Annotated in this window: 17 protein-coding genes; 8 read left to right on the plus strand and 9 right to left on the minus strand. The window is 32.1% G+C overall.

Going from position 1 to position 21,707, the window contains the following annotated elements:
• The first annotated feature begins 6 nt into the window (after positions 1-6).
• Positions 7-489, plus strand: a complete 483-nt coding sequence (locus ACKTST_RS01840; protein WP_408046092.1) for an SRPBCC family protein — start codon at positions 7-9, stop codon at positions 487-489.
• A complete protein-coding gene (locus ACKTST_RS01845; protein WP_408046093.1) occupies positions 482-1,768 on the plus strand; it encodes a cryptochrome/photolyase family protein in 1,287 nt (428 codons plus the stop codon). The genes ACKTST_RS01840 and ACKTST_RS01845 overlap by 8 nt, the downstream gene beginning before the upstream one ends.
• A 162-nt stretch (positions 1,769-1,930) precedes the next feature.
• Here ACKTST_RS01845 and ACKTST_RS01850 read toward each other — a convergent pair whose 3' ends face one another.
• Together ACKTST_RS01850 and alaS are read right to left on the minus strand one after the other, a co-directional pair.
• Positions 1,931-2,911, minus strand: coding sequence for a hypothetical protein (locus tag ACKTST_RS01850; protein ID WP_408046094.1), 981 nt, complete (start codon positions 2,909-2,911; stop codon positions 1,931-1,933).
• Between the two features lie 222 nt (positions 2,912-3,133).
• Positions 3,134-5,749 carry an alanine--tRNA ligase gene (gene alaS / locus ACKTST_RS01855; protein ID WP_408046095.1) on the minus strand — a complete coding sequence of 872 codons (2,616 nt, stop codon included), beginning with the start codon at positions 5,747-5,749 and terminating at the stop codon, positions 3,134-3,136.
• Between the two features lie 152 nt (positions 5,750-5,901).
• Between alaS and ACKTST_RS01860 the strand changes: the two genes are divergently transcribed.
• From ACKTST_RS01860 to ACKTST_RS01880, 5 genes are read left to right on the plus strand one after another with little or no spacing between them, the layout of a single operon-like run.
• Positions 5,902-6,870, plus strand: a complete 969-nt coding sequence (locus ACKTST_RS01860; RefSeq protein ID WP_408046096.1) for a M23 family metallopeptidase — start codon at positions 5,902-5,904, stop codon at positions 6,868-6,870.
• Positions 6,871-6,890: 20 nt separating this feature from the next.
• Positions 6,891-7,220: a MerR family transcriptional regulator gene (locus ACKTST_RS01865; protein WP_408046097.1), complete on the plus strand. Its 330-nt coding sequence runs from the start codon at positions 6,891-6,893 to the stop codon at positions 7,218-7,220.
• Positions 7,221-7,239: 19 nt separating this feature from the next.
• A complete protein-coding gene (locus ACKTST_RS01870; protein WP_408046098.1) occupies positions 7,240-7,839 on the plus strand; it encodes a LemA family protein in 600 nt (199 codons plus the stop codon).
• Positions 7,839-8,276 (plus strand): TPM domain-containing protein, encoded by a 438-nt coding sequence (locus ACKTST_RS01875; protein ID WP_408046099.1) that lies wholly within the window; start codon positions 7,839-7,841, stop codon positions 8,274-8,276. The genes ACKTST_RS01870 and ACKTST_RS01875 overlap by 1 nt, the downstream gene beginning before the upstream one ends.
• Positions 8,277-8,280: 4 nt before the next feature.
• Complete coding sequence (locus ACKTST_RS01880) at positions 8,281-9,108, plus strand: TPM domain-containing protein (protein WP_408046100.1); 828 nt, start codon at positions 8,281-8,283, stop codon at positions 9,106-9,108.
• Between the two features lie 4 nt (positions 9,109-9,112).
• Here ACKTST_RS01880 and ACKTST_RS01885 read toward each other — a convergent pair whose 3' ends face one another.
• Genes ACKTST_RS01885 through ACKTST_RS01900 form a run of 4 tightly spaced genes read right to left on the minus strand, consistent with a single transcriptional unit; the run spans position 9,113 to position 14,785 of the window.
• Positions 9,113-9,484: a DUF423 domain-containing protein gene (locus ACKTST_RS01885; RefSeq protein WP_408046101.1), complete on the minus strand. Its 372-nt coding sequence runs from the start codon at positions 9,482-9,484 to the stop codon at positions 9,113-9,115.
• Positions 9,485-9,493: 9 nt separating this feature from the next.
• Positions 9,494-13,147, minus strand: coding sequence for a ShlB/FhaC/HecB family hemolysin secretion/activation protein (locus tag ACKTST_RS01890; protein WP_408046102.1), 3,654 nt, complete (start codon positions 13,145-13,147; stop codon positions 9,494-9,496).
• Positions 13,148-13,187: 40 nt separating this feature from the next.
• On the minus strand, positions 13,188-13,766 hold the full coding sequence (locus ACKTST_RS01895) for a nucleotidyltransferase family protein (RefSeq protein WP_408046103.1): 579 nt from the start codon (positions 13,764-13,766) through the stop codon (positions 13,188-13,190).
• Positions 13,766-14,785, minus strand: coding sequence for an XdhC family protein (locus tag ACKTST_RS01900; protein WP_408046104.1), 1,020 nt, complete (start codon positions 14,783-14,785; stop codon positions 13,766-13,768). Before ACKTST_RS01900 ends, ACKTST_RS01895 begins: the two co-directional genes overlap by 1 nt.
• Positions 14,786-14,882: 97 nt before the next feature.
• On the opposite strand from ACKTST_RS01900, the gene ACKTST_RS01905 reads away from it, so the two are divergent.
• Entirely contained in the window at positions 14,883-16,076 is a 1,194-nt protein-coding gene (locus tag ACKTST_RS01905; RefSeq protein WP_408046105.1) for a Pycsar system effector family protein, read from the plus strand.
• Here ACKTST_RS01905 and ACKTST_RS01910 read toward each other — a convergent pair whose 3' ends face one another.
• From ACKTST_RS01910 to ACKTST_RS01920, 3 genes are all read right to left on the minus strand, one after another.
• Entirely contained in the window at positions 16,077-16,394 is a 318-nt protein-coding gene (locus ACKTST_RS01910; RefSeq protein ID WP_408046106.1) for a hypothetical protein, read from the minus strand.
• Positions 16,394-18,778, minus strand: coding sequence for a GAF domain-containing protein (locus ACKTST_RS01915; protein WP_408046107.1), 2,385 nt, complete (start codon positions 18,776-18,778; stop codon positions 16,394-16,396). Before ACKTST_RS01915 ends, ACKTST_RS01910 begins: the two co-directional genes overlap by 1 nt.
• A 119-nt stretch (positions 18,779-18,897) precedes the next feature.
• The gene (locus ACKTST_RS01920; protein ID WP_408046108.1) at positions 18,898-21,672 is read right to left on the minus strand and encodes an outer membrane beta-barrel protein; all 2,775 of its coding nucleotides are present in this window, start codon (positions 21,670-21,672) and stop codon (positions 18,898-18,900) included.
• Between the last annotated feature and the right edge of the window lie 35 nt (positions 21,673-21,707).

A 21,707-nucleotide genomic window follows, 5' to 3' on the forward strand; every position in this document is an offset into this window, starting at 1 on the left:
AGAAGAATGATTCATTTTAAAAGGCATTCTGGTATTTATACACTCGAAACTGAACAAGAACTTGTAGTCTCTATTAAAGAAGCGTGGAATTATTTTTCATCTCCAGAGAATTTAGAAAAAATCACCCCTCCTAGCATGGGGTTTCAAATCACGTCAAAAGTTGATAAAAAAGCATACGAAGGACAAATAATCACTTACAAAGTGTCACCACTTCCCTTTATAAAAACCAATTGGGTTACCGAAATAACTAAAGTAAAAGAAGAATGTTTTTTTATCGACGAACAACGTTTCGGTCCGTATAAAATGTGGCATCACGAACATTTTTTTGAATCCTTACCCAATGGTAATACGCTAATGAAAGATAAAATTTCTTATAAAATACCTTTTGGTTTTTTAGGGTATTTAGCTCAAGCGTTGTTTGTGAAAAAGCAGTTGACTTCCATTTTTAAATATAGATATAACACTTTAGAAGAATTATTTAATGAATAAAGATGTAGTAGTTTTTTGGTTCAGAAGAGATCTGCGTTTGTTTGATAATAAAGGATTGCATAAAGCTCTTAATTCAGGATGTAAAGTGTTGCCTATTTTTATTTTTGATGAAAATATTTTAGATAGCTTGCCTAAAAATGATGCACGTGTATCGTTTATTTACAAAACCTTAAAAGAGCTTGATGTTGATTTAAAAAAACACAATTCATCGCTGTTAATAAAGAAAGGAAATCCGATAAATGTTATAAAAAACATCACAGAAGAATTTTCAATCAAAGCTATTTACACCAATAAAGATTACGAACCCTACGCGATACAAAGAGATAAAGAAGTTGAAAGTTTTTTATCGTCTAATAATATTGATTTTTATGTACTTAAAGATCAAGTAATTTTTGAAGAAGGAGAGATTCTGAAAAATGATGGAGACCCTTATACTGTTTTTACTCCGTATAAAAACAAATGGTTAGCGCATTTTTCAAAAGAAAAACATACAAAGGAATATAAGGTAGAGAAAGGAGCGTTTTATCATTTTACTGCTGATTTCCCAACGTTAAAGGCTATTGGGTTTGAACAAAGTTCAATTGAGGTAGCTTCGTATAATTTTAATTATTTAGAAGAATATGATGAGGTGAGAGATTATCCGTATCAAGATAAAACCTCGTATTTGTCACCTTATTTACGTTTCGGATTGGTTAGTGTGCGACAAATCGTAAAAAAAGCTCTAGAAACCAATAAAACCTTTTTAAGTGAGTTGATTTGGCGCGAGTTTTTTATGCAAATACTATATCATTTTCCGAAAGTTGTTACCGAAAACTTTAGAGAGAAATATGATGCGATACCTTGGCGGAATAATGAAGAAGAATTTAAAAAATGGTGCAATGGAGAAACAGGTTACCCAATGGTGGATGCTGGTATGCGACAACTAAATAAAACGGGTTACATGCATAATCGTATCCGTATGATAACAGCGGGTTTTTTATGTAAGCATTTATTGATTGATTGGCGCTGGGGAGAAGCCTATTTTGCTGAAAAATTGTTAGATTACGATTTGTCTGCTAACAACGGAAATTGGCAATGGGCAGCAGGTACTGGTTGCGATGCTGCTCCGTATTTTAGAGTGTTTAACCCAACGTCTCAACAAGAAAAATTTGACAAAGAGTTAAAATATATCCGAAAATGGATTGAAGATTTTGATGAATTAGGCTACCCGCAGCCCATGGTAGAACATAAGTTTGCGCGAGAACGAGCCATTAATACCTATAAAAAGGCATTGCAATAAAAACCTTTGTAGTTAATTTTATGTTCGCTATCGGTTTCGTATAACCGTCAGTTACGGTTTTAAAGTTAGTGTTTTTCGGTTAAGAACTGGCGTTAGCAATTCCGAGTGGATTCGGACGTAGTCGAATCCGCCGTAATTGCGGTTATACGTTGTTGTGCGTAGTTATTTTTTTATCTGTTTTTGAATCCAATTCATAAGTTCATCTTTATTTATTGCATCCCAAGTTGATTGCGTATTTTTTATTTTTGATGGATTATCTTCAGGTTGTATTACAATTAATTCAGTATTTTCATTTCCTGCCAGCGTCAATTCAGCTAAAAAGCCAACTATATCTGTCGAATTATTCTCGTATAGGGTTCTTAGTTGTTTTGTCAGTTTATATTTTATTGCTGGTTCTATATATGCTCGAACTGCATAGTCTTTGTAAATCTTAACATTTTCATTTTTTTCATCAGAGTAACTATAAGATGAGAAGTTATGATAATTTTCGGGATTAGTTTTTGGTGTTCCTCCCAAGTTAGTTTCCAATAGGTAATTTATAAATTTTGGTTCCCCAAGGTGAATTCGGTTAATTCTCATATCACGTTTATGTTGATACCATTTTCTTGTAAAATCCATTGTGAAGTTGCAAGCGACAATACCTTTAATTTTAAGTTGGAATTTGAAGTCACTCTCTTTCATAAATTTAATATATCTCATCGCTCTATGTCCAACTAAACTTGTTCCTAAAAAGAAGATGTTGTCATTTGGTAAATTATATTTATCAAATACTTTCCTAATTAGCTTATGTGTAAAAATCATAGATGATTTAGAAAAATAAAAGTCAAGAGGAATTTCGGTTGAAACAGATAGTACCGCAAAATCTTTTTCCGATGCTTGAGTATACACCTGCTTTGAGCTCCTGTTCTTTTTGTCATACTTTGAATCTTCAAGGAAAATGAGCACACCTTTTATTTCCTTATTTTCAGGAAGCATTAGAGTATAACCTTTTTGAATAAAGGGCAAAAAGTCATTTTCTCCTATTCCAACTCTTATGCTATCATTTTTTACTGGTTCATAATATTCAACTATTTTCTGTGAAAAAGATTTCGTACTAAAAATAGTCAGGAAGAGTAAAAATAATACCTTAAAAGGTGTTTTCATTATCGTTTGTTTTAATTACGCACAACGGTTAAGATATCCGTCGTTTTAATGAACTGATATCGTCCGATAGCGAAGTTATCGCTTTAAAGTTTAAGAATCAAACTAAATTTTTGAGATAAAAAAACAACCGTCATTACGAGAAATTTTAATTTCGAAGTAATCTTAAAAAAGATAGCTTCTCTTTACTCGTAATGACGGTTGTTAAAAAAACCTTTATGTGTATTAAACTACATACTCTTTAGCTTTGTCTAAAACCTTTGGTAAACCACCTGGGTTTTTTCCACCAGCAGTAGCAAAGAAATTTTGTCCACCACCACCACCGTGAATGTATTTTCCTAATTCTCTAACTACTTTTCCAGCATCATAACCACGTTCGTTTGCTAATTCTTTAGAAATATAACAAGTTAACATCGCTTTTTCAGGAGATTCTGAAGTAGCAAATAATAAGAATAAGTTGTTTGTTTCACCACCAAGTTCAAACATCAAGTTTTTAATACTGTTTTGGTCTAAATCTACTTTTGTAGCTAAAAACTGAACGCCATTTATTTCTTGTAATTGGTTTTTAAGTTCACCTTTCATGTTTTTAGCTTTGTCTTTTAACAACTGCTCAATTTGTTTTTTTAACGCAGTATTTTCATCTTGTAAACTACTTACCGATTTAGTAATGTCCTTCGGATTTTTTAATAGTTGTTTTACCGAGTTGAAATTACGCTCAATATCTTCAAAATAATCACCCACAGCAATATTGGTAATTGCTTCGATACGACGAATACCTGCAGCTACAGCTCCTTCCGATTTTATTTTAAAATACCAAATATCTCCGGTTTGTTGTACGTGTGTTCCACCACATAATTCCATCGATTGTCCAAAACGGATAGCACGAACGCTATCACCGTATTTCTCGCCAAATAATGCTAAAGCACCTTCGTCAATAGCTTGTTGCATTGGTATGTTTCTTTTTTCAACTAACGGAAGATTTTCACGAATACGAGCGTTTACAAATTCTTCAATTTCTTGTAGTTGATCGTTCTCTACTTTTGAAAAGTGCGAAAAATCGAAACGTAAATAATTAGGATTTACTAACGATCCTTTTTGCTCAACATGCTCACCTAAAATAGTTCGTAACGCTTGATGTAATAAGTGAGTTGCCGAGTGATTACTAGCCGATAAACGTCTAAACTCATCATTTACCACAGCTTTAAAGGTGTCGTTTAAATTTTTTGGTAAATTCTTCGTAAAATGAATAATTACGTTGTTTTCCTTTTTAGTATCAATCACATAAATAACATCACCGTTCGGAGCTTCAATATATCCTTTATCACCAACTTGTCCACCACCTTCTGGGTAAAACGGAGTCATGTTAAAAACTAATTGGTATTGATCTCCATCTTTTTTGGTAGTTACTTTTCTGTAGCGCGTTAATTTTACATCAACGCTTAAGGTATCGTAACCTACAAATTCTTCAACTTCATCTTCAACTAAAACATTCCAATCTCCAGTTTCACTTGCAGAAGCTGCACGAGAACGTTCTTTTTGAGCTTTCATATCTGCATTAAACTCTTCTTCATTAATATCGAATCCTTTTTCACGAGCGATTAACTGTGTTAAATCTAGTGGAAATCCGTAAGTATCGTATAGTTCAAAAGCTTTTGATCCAGAAATGGTTTTACCTGAAGTTTCTTCAACCACTTTGTCTAATAGTAACAATCCTTGATCTAACGTGCGTAAGAAAGAAGCTTCTTCTTCTTTAATTACATTGTGCACTAAAGTGTCTTGTTTTCTAATTTCAGGAAAAGCATTCCCCATTTGATGCGACAATGTTTCAGCAAGTTTATAAATAAACGGCTCTTTTTTATTTAAAAAGGTGAATCCGTAACGAATAGCACGACGTAAAATTCTACGGATAACATATCCCGCACCGTTGTTACTTGGTAATTGACCATCGGCAATAGCAAAAGCAACTGCTCTTACGTGATCTGCAATTACTCGAATAGCAATATCTACTTTTTCATCGTTTCCGTATTCAACCCCAGTTATAGTTTCAATTTCACGAATTAACGGAGTAAATACATCGGTGTCGTAGTTAGATTGTACGCCTTGTAAAACCATACATAAACGTTCAAATCCCATACCTGTATCAATATGTTTTGCAGGAAGTTCTTCTAACGAACCATTTGCTTTACGGTTGTATTGCATGAAAACTAAGTTCCAAATCTCAACAACTTGTGGGTGATCTTCGTTAACTAACGATTTACCATCAATCTTTGCTTTTTCTTCAGCAGAACGAATATCAACGTGAATTTCAGAACAAGGTCCGCAAGGTCCTTGATCACCCATTTCCCAAAAGTTATCTTTTTTATTTCCCATTAAAATACGATCTTCAGAAATGTATTGTTTCCAAATATCGTATGCTTCTTGGTCCATTTGAGTACCGTCTTCTTTATCACCTTCAAAAATGGTTACGTATAAAATGTCTTTATCTATCTTGTATACTTCGGTTAATAATTCCCAAGCCCAAGCAATTGCTTCTTTTTTGAAATAATCACCAAAACTCCAGTTTCCTAACATTTCAAACATGGTGTGGTGATAAGTATCGTAACCTACTTCTTCTAAGTCGTTGTGTTTACCAGAAACACGTAAACATTTTTGAGAATCAGAAATTCTTGAGTTTTTTGGATCGGCATTCCCTAAAAAGAATTCTTTAAAAGGTGCCATACCAGAGTTGGTAAACATTAGCGTTGGATCGTTCTTTAACACCATGGGTGCAGACGGAACAATATCGTGTTGTTTTGATTTAAAAAAATCTAAAAATTTAGTTCTAATATCTTGAGATTTCATACAACTCTAGGTATCTTATTTTGTTAAAATATGTTTAAAAAACCGCTTGTAAAAAGAAGTTTTAAAAGATTTTGTAAATTTGTGAGTTTCCAAATCAAACATCCGTATTAGGATGCTAATTTAAAAAGCACAAAAATAGTACATTTAGCATTATGGCAAAAGTAAAATATTATTACGATCCAGAGACTTTATCGTATAGAAAGATACAAGTTAAAAGAGGCGAAAAATACAAGAAAGCTTTTTTTGGATTAGTAAGTTTTTTATTAATTGCTTTTTTTGGGTTTATAGGATTCAGTCAATTTTTAATGTCTCCAAAAGAGCGTACACAAAAAAGAGAGTTGGAAAACTTAAAGCTGCATTATGAGTTACTTTCAAAAAGAATGAAAGAAAGCTCAGAAATTTTAGCTGAACTTCAAGAAAGAGATAATAATATTTACAGAACGTATTTTGAAGCAAGTCCGATACCAGAAGAGCAAAGAAAAGCTGGTTTTGGTGGAGTGAATAGGTATAAGCATTTAGATGGTTTTGATAATAGTTCTATGGTAAAAGAAGTTACTAAAGAGCTAGATATATTATCAAAACAGATGGTTGTTCAATCTAAATCGTTGGATGAAATTGTTGATTTAGCTAAGGAAAAAGAAAAGATGTTAGCATCTATACCTGCGATTCAACCTGTAAAAAACGAAGACTTAAAACGTATGGCTTCTGGTTACGGTATGCGTTTACATCCTATTTTAAAATCATGGAGAATGCACAACGGTATGGATTTTACTGCACCAACAGGTACACCAATTTTTGCATCGGGGAATGGTACTATAAAAAAAGCGCATAGAAGTTCAACTTTTGGTAAAGTAGTTTATATAGATCATGATTATGGTTACGAAACTATTTACGCACACATGAGTAAAATCATTGCTAAAAGAGGGCAAAAAGTTAAACGAGGAGATTTAATTGGTTATGTAGGAAATACAGGACGTTCGGCTGCGCCACACTTGCATTATGAGGTGCATAAAAATGGTAGACCAGTAAACCCTATTTATTATTACTACGGAGATTTAACTCCTGAAGAATTTGTAGCTATGCAAAAAGCTTCGCAACAAAAAGGACAGTCGTACGACTAATGTATTAGAAGCTGTGAAAAATGTACATAGACTTACCTGACAAACGATACTATAAAATTGGAGAAGTAGCCAAAGCTTTTGGTGTAAACAGTTCTTTAATTCGATTTTGGGATAAAGAGTTTGAAATCATCAACCCGAAAAAGAATGCAAAAGGAGATCGATTATTTACCCAAGAAGATGTAAAAAACTTTAAAATCATCTACAATTTAGTAAAAGAAAGAGGTTTTACTTTAGATGGAGCGAAGCAAAAACTAAAGAAAAACCCAGAAAAGGTATTTAGTAATCAGGAAATAATTAGTAGATTAGAAGCAGTGAAAGCTGAATTAATAAAAATCAAAAATCAATTATAATCACAAAAAATCAAAAATTATGAAAAAACTACTTCCTATAATTATCCTTGCTGTGTTAGGTTTTGGAATTTACGGTTGGGTTAAAGGGTTTTATAATACAGCCATTGAATTAGAAGAAAAAATTGGTGAGCAATGGTCTAAGGTAGAAAGTGCATATCAACGAAGAGCGGATCTTATTCCTAATTTAATGAAAGTTGCAGAGCGTTATGCTGAGTACGAACAAGAAACATTTACCAAGGTAACTGAAGCACGTTCTAAAGCTACAAGCATTCAGATTGACCCGAGTAATATTACACCAGAACAATTACAGCAATTTCAACAAGCGCAAAGCGGATTAACTTCTGCATTATCTCGTTTATTAGCAGTTTTTGAGCGTTACCCAGAATTAAAAGCGAACGAAAACTATAAAGAAATGATGAACGAATTAGAACGTACAGAGAATAGAATTAAGGTTGAGCGCGATCGTTTTAACGAAGAAATTACTCCGTATAACAACCATATTCGTCAGTTTCCTGGAAATATCTTAGCAGGTGTGTTTAACTTCGAAAAGAAAGAGCGTTTTAAGGCTGAAGAAGGAACTGATAAAGCTCCAGATGTTAACGATTATATGAAAAAATAATGTCGTTAGTTGAAGATTTTTTAACTTCAGAAGAAGAATTAGAAATTGTTCAAGCTATACGACAAGCTGAACGAAATACTTCTGGTGAAATACGTGTGCATATTGAGAAAACTTGCAAAATATCTCATTATAACCGTGCGCTAGAAGTATTTCAAATGCTAAAAATGTTTAATACCGCAGCTCAAAATGCGGTATTAATTTATATTGCTGTTGAAGACCATAAATTTGTAATTTATGGTGATAAAGGAATTGATGCTGTAGTTCCTACTGATTTTTGGGATACAACAAAAAATGCTATGCAAATCCAGTTTCAACATGGAGATTTTAAAAAAGGAATTATTGATGGTGTTCTAAAAGCAGGAGAAGAATTGCGTGAACATTTTCCTTGGCATATAGAAGATGAAGACGAATTGTCTAACGAAATTTCAAAAGGATAGTTCTATGAAAAAACTTTTTAAGTCTTCTAAAAATATACTTTTTGTTTTTCTCTTTTTCTTGGTAAGTAAAGGAGTTGCTCAAAGTGGATTTACAATTCCTGAAGTACCAAAATTTCAAACTAGTGTTTACGATTACGGAAAAGTTTTTTCAGCACATGAAAAACAGTATTTAGAGCAAAAACTGATAAAATATTCCGACTCAACATCTACTCAAGTTGTTATAGCTACAGTAAAAACACTAAAAGGAGATGATATTTCTTTGGTGGGTACAAATTGGGCTCATAAATGGGGAGTAGGAGGAAGCGAGAAGAAAGATAATGGAGTTTTTATTTTACTCGCTCTTGAAGATAGAAAAATCGATATTTCTACAGGATATGGTGTTGAATATATACTTACCGACTTATTAGCCGAAAGAATTATTAACAGAGTAATGATTCCTGAATTTAAAACAGGAAACTATTTTGCAGGACTCGATAAAGGTACAACGGCAATTTTTGAAGTTTTAGCAGGCGAATACAAAGGGAGTAGAAAAGAATCAAGCGACATCAACTTTGGATTTATCATCTTCATTATTATTCTTATAGTTTTTTTTATCATAATTTCTAGCGGAAATAGAGGAAACCGCGGAGGTGGAAGAAGAAATTATAGAAGAACCGATTCTAGAGATATTCTTGAAACAATTATTTTAAGTAACGCTGGACGTGGTGGATTTGGAAGCGGAGGCTTCGGAGGAGGTTTTGGTGGTTCATCAGGCGGATTTGGAAGTGGTGGTTTTGGCGGAGGCTTCGGTGGTGGAGGCTTCGGAGGCGGTGGAGCTTCTGGAGGTTGGTAGGGGGTTACACAATAAATTCTATCAATAATAAAACCCACCCAATAATCAATAGTAGTCCTCCCAAAGGGGTAATTGGCCCCAAGAACTTCATTTTATTACCCTTGGCATCAGACAATACCAACCCGTAAATACTAAAGGAAAATAAAATTATTCCAATAATAAAACTCCAACTCATTAGCAGATTAGGGTTTTTAAAATGACTTCCAATGAATAATAAAATTAAGGCGTGATAAATTTGGTATTTGACTCCAGTTTCGAATGATTTTAACTGTTCATCAGATAAAATTTTCTTTAAAGCATGAGCACCGAAAGCACCAAAGAGAACTGAAAGCAGCCCAAAAATTGCAGCAAATATTAATACAGTTTGTTGTGTCATTTTATTGTTTTAAAAGTTAAATCCAAAGCTTAAAGAAATTCTATCTTCTTGTGAGTTTCCTTTAAAATATGAAACGTTTGCGGTAAACATATCCAAACCACTTAACCAAAGTGAACCACCGTAACTAGTATGCCATTTTTTAGAGTTTTGTGAATATGGAGACCAAACACGTCCGTAATCAAATCCACCAGAAACACCTATTTTCATAGGAATAATTCCTGTTCGAATACTTCCGAAACGTAAGCGTAAATCGTTACTGTGATAAAAGCTTTCGGTTCCAGAAAAGCGTTCGCGATTAAATCCACGTAAATTACGGTCACCTCCTAAAGTAGCAGCTTGGTATAATTCAAACCTATTACCAATATTAATGTGCGTTCCTACCTCCGAAGCAAAAACTAAAGAGCGATTGTATACCAAGTTTTGATACATTGCCAACGAACTTTTTAGGTAACCAAAACGACGATCAAAATCATTCGTATTGGCTTTGGCTCCTACTGTTATATCGAAGTTCATTCCTTTGGTAGGAAAACTACTATTATCAATTCTAAGGTGATTAAAATTAAGTTCTCCTCCCCAAAAATAATTTCTATTAAAAATTGCGGTAGGTTGGTTATCAAAATTATTGATAAATCGGTTAGGAGTGTCTTCAATTTCTATAGATTCAAAAATTCCTGAAATTTTAAAAATACTTCCTCCGCGTAATCTTTTTAATAAAGAAGGATAAAAACTTCGCTCTTCTTTTTTAACACGGTAATAATCTAAATCTTGATTGAAAGTGCTTTCATTTCCCCATCCGAAGAAATTAAAAGAGTAATTATCACTGGTAGCTTTTGCGTATAAATGTAAGCTCCAAGATCCGATAAGTTCAGTAAATTCACCGTTATATTCTATGTCGTAACCACTCGTAGCTGCATAGTAATTGGCTGAAATTATGTGTTGACTACCAAAAGGTTGTTTTTTAAAACCTTGTTTGGTATAGGTGAGAGAAGCACCGAAGAAAAATCCGTCATCAGGATTGCTTCCAAAACTAGGGTTTACTACTGTTGTGTTGTTGTGAATATCTCTGTGATTATAGGTGTTTTTAAAATAACTATCTGAGCGTAAATCGGCAGTTTCTTTGCTTTTGTTTATGGTGTTGTTTTTTGATTTGAAATCGTAGATTTTAGTTTTTTTACTCCATCCAGCAACCGAAGAATTATCAGTATAAATATCGTGATTTTGTCCGCCAACAATTCGTAATAAAATTCCTTTATCAACATCACCAGAAATTAAAAATTCATCATCACCATTTAGCCCGTAAAGTTGAATTTCTTTCGTTTCTTTCGTTTTAAAAGTACGGTTATAAATTTCGTTTTCCTTTCTAAAAACCGTTACATTGGTTTCGTTATCATTTAAGCGAGTGATGATAAATTTATCCTCTTTATCAGTTCCCACCACATACACTGTTTTTGCCTGTTTTGTGTAATAGCGTTTGGTAATATTTTTTAAGTTATCTCTACGTGATTTAATCTTAGCAATGATTTCTTTTCCATCAATATCATAAATAGCTTTTGGTAGTTTCTGAATAGCTTTTTCAATTACTTCATCGGTTAAATGTTGTTGAATATATTCCGCTTGCTTGTACCAATCTTCTAGTGTGAGTTGGTTTAGAAATTCAGCATCGAAAAAACGCGGATAATTATTGTACCACTTCATATTTTTGATGTCATAATCAAAAGTTTGCATGTTTTTTACAAGCGGCGCAAATTGTTTAAATAACGGAATCATTACTCCGTCGAATTTAGAAAAAGGTTGATCTCTATCTCTAGGAATTGGGCGATAGTAGGTTTTGCCATTTTCAGTTTTAAAAGAAGCCCAACGCCATTGATCTTCATGTCTATCCCAATCACCAATTACCATATCAAACAAACGAGAACGAACTGCCCATTCTTGATCGACAGTGTGTTTGCCGTTTTTTCTAATTTTCTCAAGCACATCAAAAGTACTGATGATGTTGTTAGAGTTTCCAAAATTAGCTAACTCACTTCTGTCACCAGCAGGACGTTCTTCTAATAAATACAAACCTCCACCAAAAATATCGTTGTATTGCCCAAGTGCAGGTTGTTTAGGCATGTAATACAACTTTGGATTTGTATGGTAAATTTGTACAGCTTCTGCCATATCTGGAACTACAAACGCAGCATATGGGTGCGACATGGTAAAAATATCTTGTACAACATCAATTAAAAAAGTGCCTTTTAAAACACCTCCCATAATTCTACTACCGTCTTTAACCATTGAGCGCAATACGAATTGCTTTCCCTCAGAATTTTCTAATCGTAATGAATTGGTTTGATTTCCTCCTCCACGACGTATAGGTTTTAATCCGTCAAAAACATTTTCAAGCTCCAAAACGGGAACTTTTATTGTTTTACCATATTTATCTCTATGTAAGTTACCCCACATGAATTTATGAAAATCGCTAACTTCAGTTGCTTCAGGTGGATAAATTGACGTTTCTACAAACTGCTTGTGTTCTTCGTATTCAGAGAAATTAAAAGAGTTGTTTTTCTTTACTGGCGCAACAATTTCTTTGCTAAATAACAGCTTGTTTTTATCTTTAGTATTGGCTGCATAGTATTCAATAATAGCGGAGCCATCTTTATAATAGTTTAGTTTTGCATACCCATGATTCCCGTAAGTAAATTGTGCTCCATATCCTATTAGAGCAGGAGATTGTTTTGATCCAGAACCACTAATAACTTGTTTAAATCCATCTTTTTCGATGTATTGTAGGTTGTGTTCATGACCAGAAACAAATACGATATTTTTACTAAAATCAGCTGAAATAGCCTGAACTCTATCAATAAAATCAGTATAGTTTTTATTAAAAATATCAGTTTGAATACCAGCATGAGAACGCAAAGCGTTTTTAAAAGTACCTAAAACGGGCAAAGGTTTCATATGGTCTTTTACAGAAAAACTCCCTCCATGAGGACCGTTACTATATAGTGGATGATGAACAGCTATAACTACGTTTTTATATCGGTTCTTTTTAAATAAACTTGAAAGTTCATCAATAAAACGCTCGCGAGTTTTTATATCGCAATCTTCATTAATTGTAGGGTGTTTATCCCAATCGGCAATAAACCAACGACTATCAATAATAATTAAAGTAAGGTCATCGTTAATATCAACTTTTTTTAAACCGCAACCATCTTCAGGTAAAAAAGTGTTTTTGCCTAAGGCTTTTTCAACTATTTTTTCTTGACGTTTTAATCCTTTTAAACCATTGTACCAATCATGGTTTCCAGGTATAAAAATAGGTTTCCCTTTAAAGTTTTTTACAGCATTTATCTGAGTTTGTAATCGATGTTCAGCCAAAGCCCTTTCTTTGCTTTCTTTTTTAGGCATTCCGTAAGGATAAATATTATCACCCAAAAAGATAGCGGTAGAATTTTCAGTAGCGTTACTTAATTCCTTTTCAAAATAAGTTAAAGACGGAATTGTTTGATCCATTTCAGCATTACCAGCATCTCCAATTAAGTAAAAAGAATGCACCAATTCTTTATTTGTTTGAATCGTTTTTGAAATTGTTGCGTCTGAGTATTCAGCTTTATAGGATGCACAAGCACTAACTATGCTAATTATAATTAGGTATATACAAAACTTTAAAAAGTTCATTTGATTGTAATTTGATTATGTAAAAATACGGGATTTTAAACTATTGATTTATCAAATTTTGATACTCATCAGGAGTGTCAATATCGATTATATTTTCTGAAGGTTTAATTTTGATAACATCAGCTTCATTTTTAATAAATAGCTGTTTTGCTCCTTTATCACCTGTTAAATTTAATAGATCATTAAAATAATTTTTAGGAAAAACAGCAGGAACACCTATTGTATCTTCATAAAATGATGCTATTATTTTGTGAGGATGGTTTTTCGAAGTTTCAACTAAATTATTTAAATATTGAAAGGTGACATGAGGTTGATCCGCCAGCATAAACAGAATACTATCAAAGCCTTTTTGCAGTAGATGTTGAACTCCGCATACAATACTAGTACTTAATCCTTCTTTGTGATTTTTGTTGTAAATAAATTCAATTTTAGGTATTTGTTCTTCAATTTTTGCTTTATTAGCTCCTAATACACAAAAGATGTTTTTTACAATTGATTGTTGAGCTTGTTGTGTTGCCCAACCTAACAAAGTAGTGTTTTTATAAGGTAGTAATTGTTTGATGCTACCCATGCGAGAAGAACTACCAGCGGCTAATATAAGTATTGCTGTTTTTTGCATTACTTATGAATTTTACCATTAACCTTTTTTAAGGAAAAAACTTCTTGATTACGAATTACTGATAGAATTTCCGCTAAAATTGATAAGGCAATTTCTTCAGGAGTTTCAGCTCCAATATTTAATCCAGCAGGAGTGTGTATTTTTTCTAAAAAATCATCTGTGGTTTCTGGAGCGAATTCAAACAATTCATTAAGTAGTTTTCCTCTACGTTTGGCAGCACCTAAAATTCCAATATAGACAGGGTTTTCCTCTTGAAGCTTAATTAACCAGCGTAAGTCATACGTGAAATTATGATTCATAATCACGACTGCAGTATTGCTGTCTAAAGTTGGTAATTCAACAGTTTCGGGAGTTTGCGCAATAACTGATGTTGCTCCTGGAAAATCTGAAAGCAGCTTAGGGTCTTTAATTGAGGTAATCACATCAATTTGCCAACCTAACAAAGTGGCTTGTTGGCTTAATTTTACAGCATCGTGTTCTCCACCGATAATTAGCAAACGAAATAAAGGTTGTAAAGTTTGTTCAAAAACTAAGCCTTGATTGTTTTCTGAAGGATGGAATTTTTCAAAAAACGTAAACATTAAATCATTTTCAAAATGAATTGTAGAACCGAAATTACCAAAAGCTTCATCTTGCTTTTTATAATGAGAACGAATTGAAAAAGGAGTGTGTTTGTTTAAATGGTTTGAGAAAGCATGAGCAAACTGTTGGGTTACAAAAAATGGTTCTAGCAAAACATATAAAATGCCTTCGCAACCTAAGCGATAACGACCGTCGTAAGTTATGATTTTTGATTTCCCATCAACAAAAACTGATTGTGCTCTGCGTTGTATTTCCTTTTCAACACAACCACCACTTATAGCTCCAACCATTTTTCCGTTAGAAGATAACAACATTCTAACACCAGGTTTTCTGTAGGAAGATCCGTCTAAATCAACAACGGTAACTAGCACATTTTGTATTCCGTTTTGTTGATTAACAATCGCTTGTTGAACAATTTCTTTAAATTCGTGTGTCATTAATTTTTGTAATATCTCTTTTTAAAAATACGTTTTTTACTCTTTTGTAAAAAATTAAACTGCTGAATAATTTATTATTTTAGCAGAAACCTTTTTTATGGATAGTATATTGCAAGAAGCTGAACAGTATGTAATTGATTTATTGAATGATAAATTAGATAAAAACTTTGTATACCATAACATTGCTCATACTCAACGAGTGGTAGAAAAAGTTTTAGAGTTAATTGAAGGAGAAGAATTAGCTGAAAATGAAAAACAGGTTTTGGTATTAGCTGCGTGGTTTCATGATGTTGGGTATACTATAAATCCTGAAAATCATGAAGATGAAAGTATAAAAATCAGCGGTAATTTTTTACGAGATAAAAAGGTGTCAGAAGATGTAATTGACGAGGTGGCGGCTTTAATTACTTCTACAAAAATGGGAATGCAACCCAAAAATAATTTAGAGAAAATTTTAAAGGATGCGGATTGTTCTCATGTAGGGAGTAAAAATTATGCTGATTTTACAGAGCTTTTAAGAAAAGAATGGGAGACGTTGAAAAACGAAAAATTTAAAGATGAAGAATGGGATGAATCAAATCTTGAGTTTTTAACTAAACATAGATTTTATTCAGGGAAGGCTTCCAAACTTTGGGAAAAGCAAAAGAGTAAAAATATTGCTCAACTATTAAAAAGAAAGCAAAAACAATTACAAGAAGCGGCTAAATTCAAACAAAAAAAGGAAGAATTGGCTTATAAAAAGAATAAGGTTGAATTGCCTGAAAGAGGGATAGAAACAATGTTTCGTGTGGCGATGCGAAATCATATAACCCTTAGTGATATTGCCGATACTAAAGCGAACATCTTACTTTCAGTAAACGCAATTATTATTTCGATGACTTTATCAACTTTAATTCCGAAGTTAGATAATCCGTCAAATCATTATTTAATTATTCCCACGATAATTTTTGTGATTTTTACAGTAATATCAATTGTATTATCAGTTTTAGCAACTAGACCTAATGTTACTGAAGGAAAATTTACAAAGGAAGATGTAGCGAACAAGAAAGTAAACTTGCTGTTTTTTGGAAACTTCCATCAAATGAAATTATCTGATTTTGAATGGGCAATGGATGAAATGATGCAAGATAGAGATTACCTATATGGGTCTTTAACAAAGGATTTATATTTCTTAGGGTTGGTTTTAAATAGAAAATACAAACTCTTGCGAATTACTTACACAGTTTTTATGATTGGAATTTTGGTAAGTGTTATAGCCTTTGCTGTTGCTTTTAAAATGCAAGCCAATTAATTATTTTGGTTCTAAACTTAAAACATATTTATGACTCTCTTGTAGTAGAGAAACTAATTCGGATATATTTGATAGATGTGTTTCAGGAATTTTCACATAGCCTTTCATAATCGATCCATAAGAAGTGAAAGCTGTAGTGTTAAGTTGTTCGAGTAGTTCTTCTTTTCTTTTTTCAGAAAAACGCATGCCAATTTCACTAGCTTTATTCAGTTGAGAAAACATATGTCCGTTATCGGAAGTATAGAGCATATTTTTTCCTTTCAATTCTATATCAGAACATAGACTTATAATTTCTTTGTATAATTCGAGATTTTCCATTAGTTGAATTCTTGAATTAATTCATCAATAGTTATTGTTTTTTCTGTATTGAATTCTTTTTGATAAACAACTTCTACACGCAAAGCTTTTAAACCAGAAACTCCCTGTAAATCTTCAATTTCTAATTTTTCTATTTTACCTAAAAGGTTTTTAGATTGTAAGTACTTAATGTATTTGTAATACTCGTCATAATCTTTGTCTTGAGAATACACAATGGCAATTTTACCCGGAACTGTTAAACGTTCTTGAGTTCCTTTAATATGAGCTTTGTCTATACGTTTTTTAATTATTTCATAACGAATATTGTAAGCACCATCAACATCAAATTGCTTTTCGTCCATTCTAAACTTAATAGCTAAAGAATTGCTATGTACTAAAATTAGAGAAGCTACTCTTAGTTTGTGATTCATGTTTTTTGTTGCTTGTAGTGCAACATTTTCCATTTCACACATTAGTTGCAGTTGCCATAACCTTAGATTGTATAAATACAATTCGTCATATTTTTTTTCTCTAGTTAATGACTGACCGATATACATGTTGTATTCAACTCCGTCAGTTTTATAGCGTTCAAAATAGTGCGGAAACATTTTTTGAGCATCCTCTTGTTTTTTATCTATAAAAGCAGCTAATTGATTGTTTATTAGAGTGACGCTGTTTTCATAATCTCTACGCTTTTCGTATACCACATGTAAATGAGAATCTAAACGATTCATGTAAGTTTTAACCAAAGTATCTAACTCTGAGTTAACCTCTTTAATATGATTAAAAGCAGGGTAGATTTCACGTTTTAAGAAATCTAAAATGCCTATTTCGTCACCTGCTTTTAAGCCTTTTTTTACTTCAAGTAAATATTCTTCAACTCTAAAACGAAGCTCTTTGTAAATAGGAAGCATTTCTGATTTACAAGCTTCTTTTAGCACAGATATAGCTAAAGATAGTTGTGTGGTTAAATCTTCTTTTATAGCATTATTTCTGGCAATTGAAGAACCTTTAATATCAGATTGTCCAAATAATGGATACACGTTAGGAAAAACAATATCATCAATTTTTACAGATTCCTTTTTTTCAAAGTTTTCTCTGTGGTATTTTTCCGCAGCTTCATAAAATCGCCATTTTACTGTTGGGTGAATTGAAGTATAGTTTTCTTGAATTGTAGCTTCTAAAATATTTTGATGCTCTTCGGTAAAACGATCTATGGCAGTTTTAAATAAAGGAGTTAAATCTTGTAATTTATTTTGATTTATAGAGTTTAATTCAAAAGCTCTAGGTGAAGCAATTTCAATAATAGCAATATCTTCGTTGCTTGATGCTTTAATCGGAATCAGGATAATACTTCCAATATTTTTAGCTTTTAATTTTTTGTAAAAACTGTTTTGATGGGTAACTACTCCGTATTTTTCTACGTCAGAAATAGCAATTGTATCTTGAGTAAGAAAAATTTTATCTATAATATGATTGCAAAACAATCCTCCACAAGAAATCTCATCTTCAAATTTTAATACAACACTGTCTTCTTTTTTTATTCGTGAAGAAGATAGGTTGTTGTGATCAATATTAAATACAGAAAAACCGAATAACAAATCTGGGATATTATAAAACTTTCTGAAGTTCTCTTGTAAAATTTCAGTAATATTATCGTCTCTTCTTAATAAATTGGTTCTAATTTCAGAGATAAGCTCATCAGTAGTTACATCAAATAAACTCATCAAACCAAAACCTTTAAACTCGTATGAGTTTGGCGGGAATTTTTCTTTCCAAATGTCAATATTATCAAAATTATCTAGTAAAGTTTTAATGTCGTCTTCTGTAATTTTTGGCGCTTTTGAAGTTGGACTGATTTCCATAAAGTCAGCATTAAAAGCAACTCGATAATTTTTTATAGTGTTGGTTGTTGTATCAGGAATATCAAAAAAGAAAGGGCGTTTTAAATTGACAGGATAGTTGTAAACGTGTTCTAAAATTAAAGCACACGCATGAATATACATGCTGTTGTCTTCAAAATTTCTAACAGTTAAGTCATAATTATTTCCTGCATTTTGTAAAATTTTCTCAAAACGAGAAGTAAGCTTAAAAGTTGTAAAGGTAAAAGGAATACTTACAGCTTTAATCTCATTTTCCTGAAGTAATTCTGGAAATAAAGGATTTAACAATAAGCTTATTATTTCATTGTGTTTCTCAAGAATTGATAAATCAGAAAATCCGTTAATTAATTCTGGAAATTTTTCAAGTTGTTTAACCATTGCTATTGAAGACTTATGAAACGGATGATTTACATAAGAAGTATCAGCATATTTTTTAAACATAGAAAATACCTTTTCAAAACTAATAGTTAGTTTAACAGGTAACTCTATTTTATCTTCTCTATTGTTATACCTTATTTGCATAGTACAATTCCCTTTACTTACAAATTTACAAAATTGTTAGTAGGTAGTCGGTTTTAATAGTTGATGCTTTCAAAAACGGAATAAAAAAAGCCTCTTAAATAGAGGCTTTTTAGTGTTTGTTAAAAGTGAAAATCGTAATTTCTAATTTTTCCTTTTTTTCCTAAGCTATTAAACTTCCAGCTAAAACCTAGCATAAAATATTGTTGAAGTACTGTGCTTTCAGAATCTTCAACATAATTTGATGTTGCTCTTCGTTGAGCATTTGTGTTTTGGTTAAGTAAATCATATGCTTTTAAGCTAATTGTTCCTTGATCTTTTAATACAGAGTAGGCTAGAGTAGCATTCCAAAACCATGAAGTTTTGTTAAATCCAATAACATTAGGGTTGTAAGTGTACCTAACATCGTTTCTCCATTCTAATTGTTTTGGGAAATTTGTTTTAGTTCTAATGCGTAATGAGTGGTTTATGAAATCTTGGTTTTGATTTGTGTTTATATCGTACTTAGTATTTGAGAAGTCAATGTCATAACGAGTTTCAATGGATGCATATTTATCCCATTCTAGAGTAATTCCTGCATTTGGTTTGAATGAAGTTGTTTTTGCTCCTTCTTTTACGTTGTTTAAAACATTGAAATTTTTAGTAGCACTTAAATTACCTCCTAATCTAAATTTAATACTGGTTATAGAGTCTAGTTTTAACTTTTTTGTATAACTACCTCCACTCCATAAATCGTATCCGCCATCGTTGTTTTGGTAAGTGGTATTTCTCACTAAATCATTATTAATTATTGTGTTAGAAATCACTTGGTTTTGGTAAGCACTAGCACTAATGTATAACCAGAAGCCAGTACGTGTTTGCCAGTTAAATTTGTTAAAATTAACATATGCTCTGTGTCTTTGAGTTGGTTTTAGATTAGGATTACCAGTAATGATGTTTGAAGGATTGGTAACATCAGAAAAAGGCTGAATTTGTTTTATACCTGGCGCATCGTTTCGTAGGTTATAATCAAAATTAATAGATGCTTTTGAATCAAATTGATATCTAAAACCAGCATCTAAATCTAAATTATTGAACTCTTTTTTTAAACTTAAATCAGGACGCAACTTGTCAGTATTCTCTAAAGTTCTATTTACAAAACCAGTTTCAAAGTTAAAACGCCATTTTTTTGTTTTGTAAATTAATTCTAATGCTGGAGTTTTAACAATATCATTATATGAAAAATCAGAGCTCAAACTACTGTTAAAAGCTGTGTGTTGTTGTGTCGTAGTATCAAAATCGTAGGTGTCTTCTTTGTTTTCTCTTTCATCTCTTTGATAACTATATTTAGTGTCTAAAAAGAATTTTTTTGAGATAATAGGAAAACGGTACGTTAAGCGAGTTGTTAATCCAACTAAATCATTGTTAATAGTACTTTTTTGATCTCTATTTTCTGTGCTTGGAGAGCTGCCATAAACCTCGATGATAGATTTATTAGCTTCTTCGGTATCTTCTTTTTCAATATTATTCGTAATTGACGCTTTAATAAAAGAACCGCTACTTCCTAATTTTTTAGTTATGTCTAATTTATTTCTGAAGTTTTTTGCTTCTGATTTCGAATAAGTAGAACTATTAAAACTGTTAGTAAGATTATTATCTTCATTTAAAGTTTCTTCATTTCTATTAGTACTTCCTTCTCTTTTGTTGAAAATAAAACTAGGGTTAATGTTAACCAACAAAGTAGAGTCTATTTCAATATCAAAATCCGTTTGAAAACTATGGTTATGATTTTCATCATCTGAAGTGGTGGTTGAGTTTGAATAGTATTTTCTATCAGGAAGTGTGTACTCTCTGTTATTTTTTGACTCGTTGTTTGATGAACTTCCAGAATAAAAATAATTCGCATTTACATCAAATCCTTTTCCGTATTCATCAGCATAGGTTGCGCCAGCAGTTTGAGATTTAACGATACCGCTTCCTCCACCAAATCGTCTTCCGTTAATACCAAAACTTCCGTTGCTGCCGATCCAAATATTTCCGCCACCGCCAAACATTTTTTGAATCTCCCCAAAACTAAAACCAGGAGAGTTTATATTGTTTGTGCTTGCCAGTACACTAAAACGTTGGTTGTTGTCAAAGCGATTTACCATAGTGGCTCCTTCAAAACGCTTGTCGGTACCCACGCCACCAGATACTCTACCAAACCATCCTTTATTGTTTTCTTTTTTAATAGTTAAATTAATGGTTTTGTTGTTTGCATCACCTTTTTCACCTGTAAAAGCTTCTGATTTTGATTTGGTGTCAGTAATTTGAACTTTTTCAATAATATCTTTTGTTAGGTTTTTTGTGGTAATGCTAGGGTCATTACCAAAGAAAGGTTTTCCGTTAACTAATATTTTGTTAACTTCTTTTCCGTTTACGGTAATTTTACCGTCTTCATCTACTTCTACACCTGGAAGTTTTTTTAATAAATCTTCAACATTTGCATCTTTTTTTGTTTTAAAAGATTTTACATTAAATTCTAAAGTGTCTTTTTTTATAGTAATAGGAGCTCTAGATTGTACAACTACTTCGCTTAAAATATTACTTTCTTCTTTAAGGAAAATATCTCCTAAATTAAGGACTGGAGTTTTATCTAACTGAATTAATTTTGAATAGCTGTCAGTTCCTACATACGAAACAAACAGTTTTACATTCTTATCAAATGATTTTCCTTCTAAAGAAAAATTCCCCTTGCTGTTTGTTATTGTGTAAGTAACTATAGAGCTGTCTTTTACTCTTTCAATATGAACAGTGGCAGCTTCAATAGCTGTTTTTTCTTTTTCAGATAGAATTTTACCAGTAATCTTAAATTGATATGATTGAGAAAAAATAGAACTGGTAAATAAGATAGTAAAAATAAAAAGTAGTTTTTTCATTGTTTTTCTAGCAAATTGATTTTAAAAAGCTACAA

Source organism: Tenacibaculum crassostreae, from assembly GCF_964512405.1.
Taxonomy (GTDB): domain Bacteria; phylum Bacteroidota; class Bacteroidia; order Flavobacteriales; family Flavobacteriaceae; genus Polaribacter; species Polaribacter crassostreae.

Coding starts and splice junctions, on each gene's coding strand:
- alaS (WP_408046095.1), bottom strand. CDS start 5,749: ATGAAATCTCAAGATATTAGAACTAAATTTTTAGATTTTTTTAAATCA.
- ACKTST_RS01865 (WP_408046097.1), top strand. CDS start 6,891: ATGTACATAGACTTACCTGACAAACGATACTATAAAATTGGAGAAGTA.
- ACKTST_RS01890 (WP_408046102.1), bottom strand. CDS start 13,147: ATGAACTTTTTAAAGTTTTGTATATACCTAATTATAATTAGCATAGTT.
- ACKTST_RS01895 (WP_408046103.1), bottom strand. CDS start 13,766: ATGCAAAAAACAGCAATACTTATATTAGCCGCTGGTAGTTCTTCTCGC.
- ACKTST_RS01885 (WP_408046101.1), bottom strand. CDS start 9,484: ATGACACAACAAACTGTATTAATATTTGCTGCAATTTTTGGGCTGCTT.
- ACKTST_RS01850 (WP_408046094.1), bottom strand. CDS start 2,911: ATGAAAACACCTTTTAAGGTATTATTTTTACTCTTCCTGACTATTTTT.
- ACKTST_RS01915 (WP_408046107.1), bottom strand. CDS start 18,778: ATGCAAATAAGGTATAACAATAGAGAAGATAAAATAGAGTTACCTGTT.
- ACKTST_RS01840 (WP_408046092.1), top strand. CDS start 7: ATGATTCATTTTAAAAGGCATTCTGGTATTTATACACTCGAAACTGAA.
- ACKTST_RS01880 (WP_408046100.1), top strand. CDS start 8,281: ATGAAAAAACTTTTTAAGTCTTCTAAAAATATACTTTTTGTTTTTCTC.
- ACKTST_RS01905 (WP_408046105.1), top strand. CDS start 14,883: ATGGATAGTATATTGCAAGAAGCTGAACAGTATGTAATTGATTTATTG.
- ACKTST_RS01920 (WP_408046108.1), bottom strand. CDS start 21,672: ATGAAAAAACTACTTTTTATTTTTACTATCTTATTTACCAGTTCTATT.
- ACKTST_RS01860 (WP_408046096.1), top strand. CDS start 5,902: ATGGCAAAAGTAAAATATTATTACGATCCAGAGACTTTATCGTATAGA.
- ACKTST_RS01910 (WP_408046106.1), bottom strand. CDS start 16,394: ATGGAAAATCTCGAATTATACAAAGAAATTATAAGTCTATGTTCTGAT.
- ACKTST_RS01870 (WP_408046098.1), top strand. CDS start 7,240: ATGAAAAAACTACTTCCTATAATTATCCTTGCTGTGTTAGGTTTTGGA.
- ACKTST_RS01845 (WP_408046093.1), top strand. CDS start 482: ATGAATAAAGATGTAGTAGTTTTTTGGTTCAGAAGAGATCTGCGTTTG.
- ACKTST_RS01875 (WP_408046099.1), top strand. CDS start 7,839: ATGTCGTTAGTTGAAGATTTTTTAACTTCAGAAGAAGAATTAGAAATT.
- ACKTST_RS01900 (WP_408046104.1), bottom strand. CDS start 14,785: ATGACACACGAATTTAAAGAAATTGTTCAACAAGCGATTGTTAATCAA.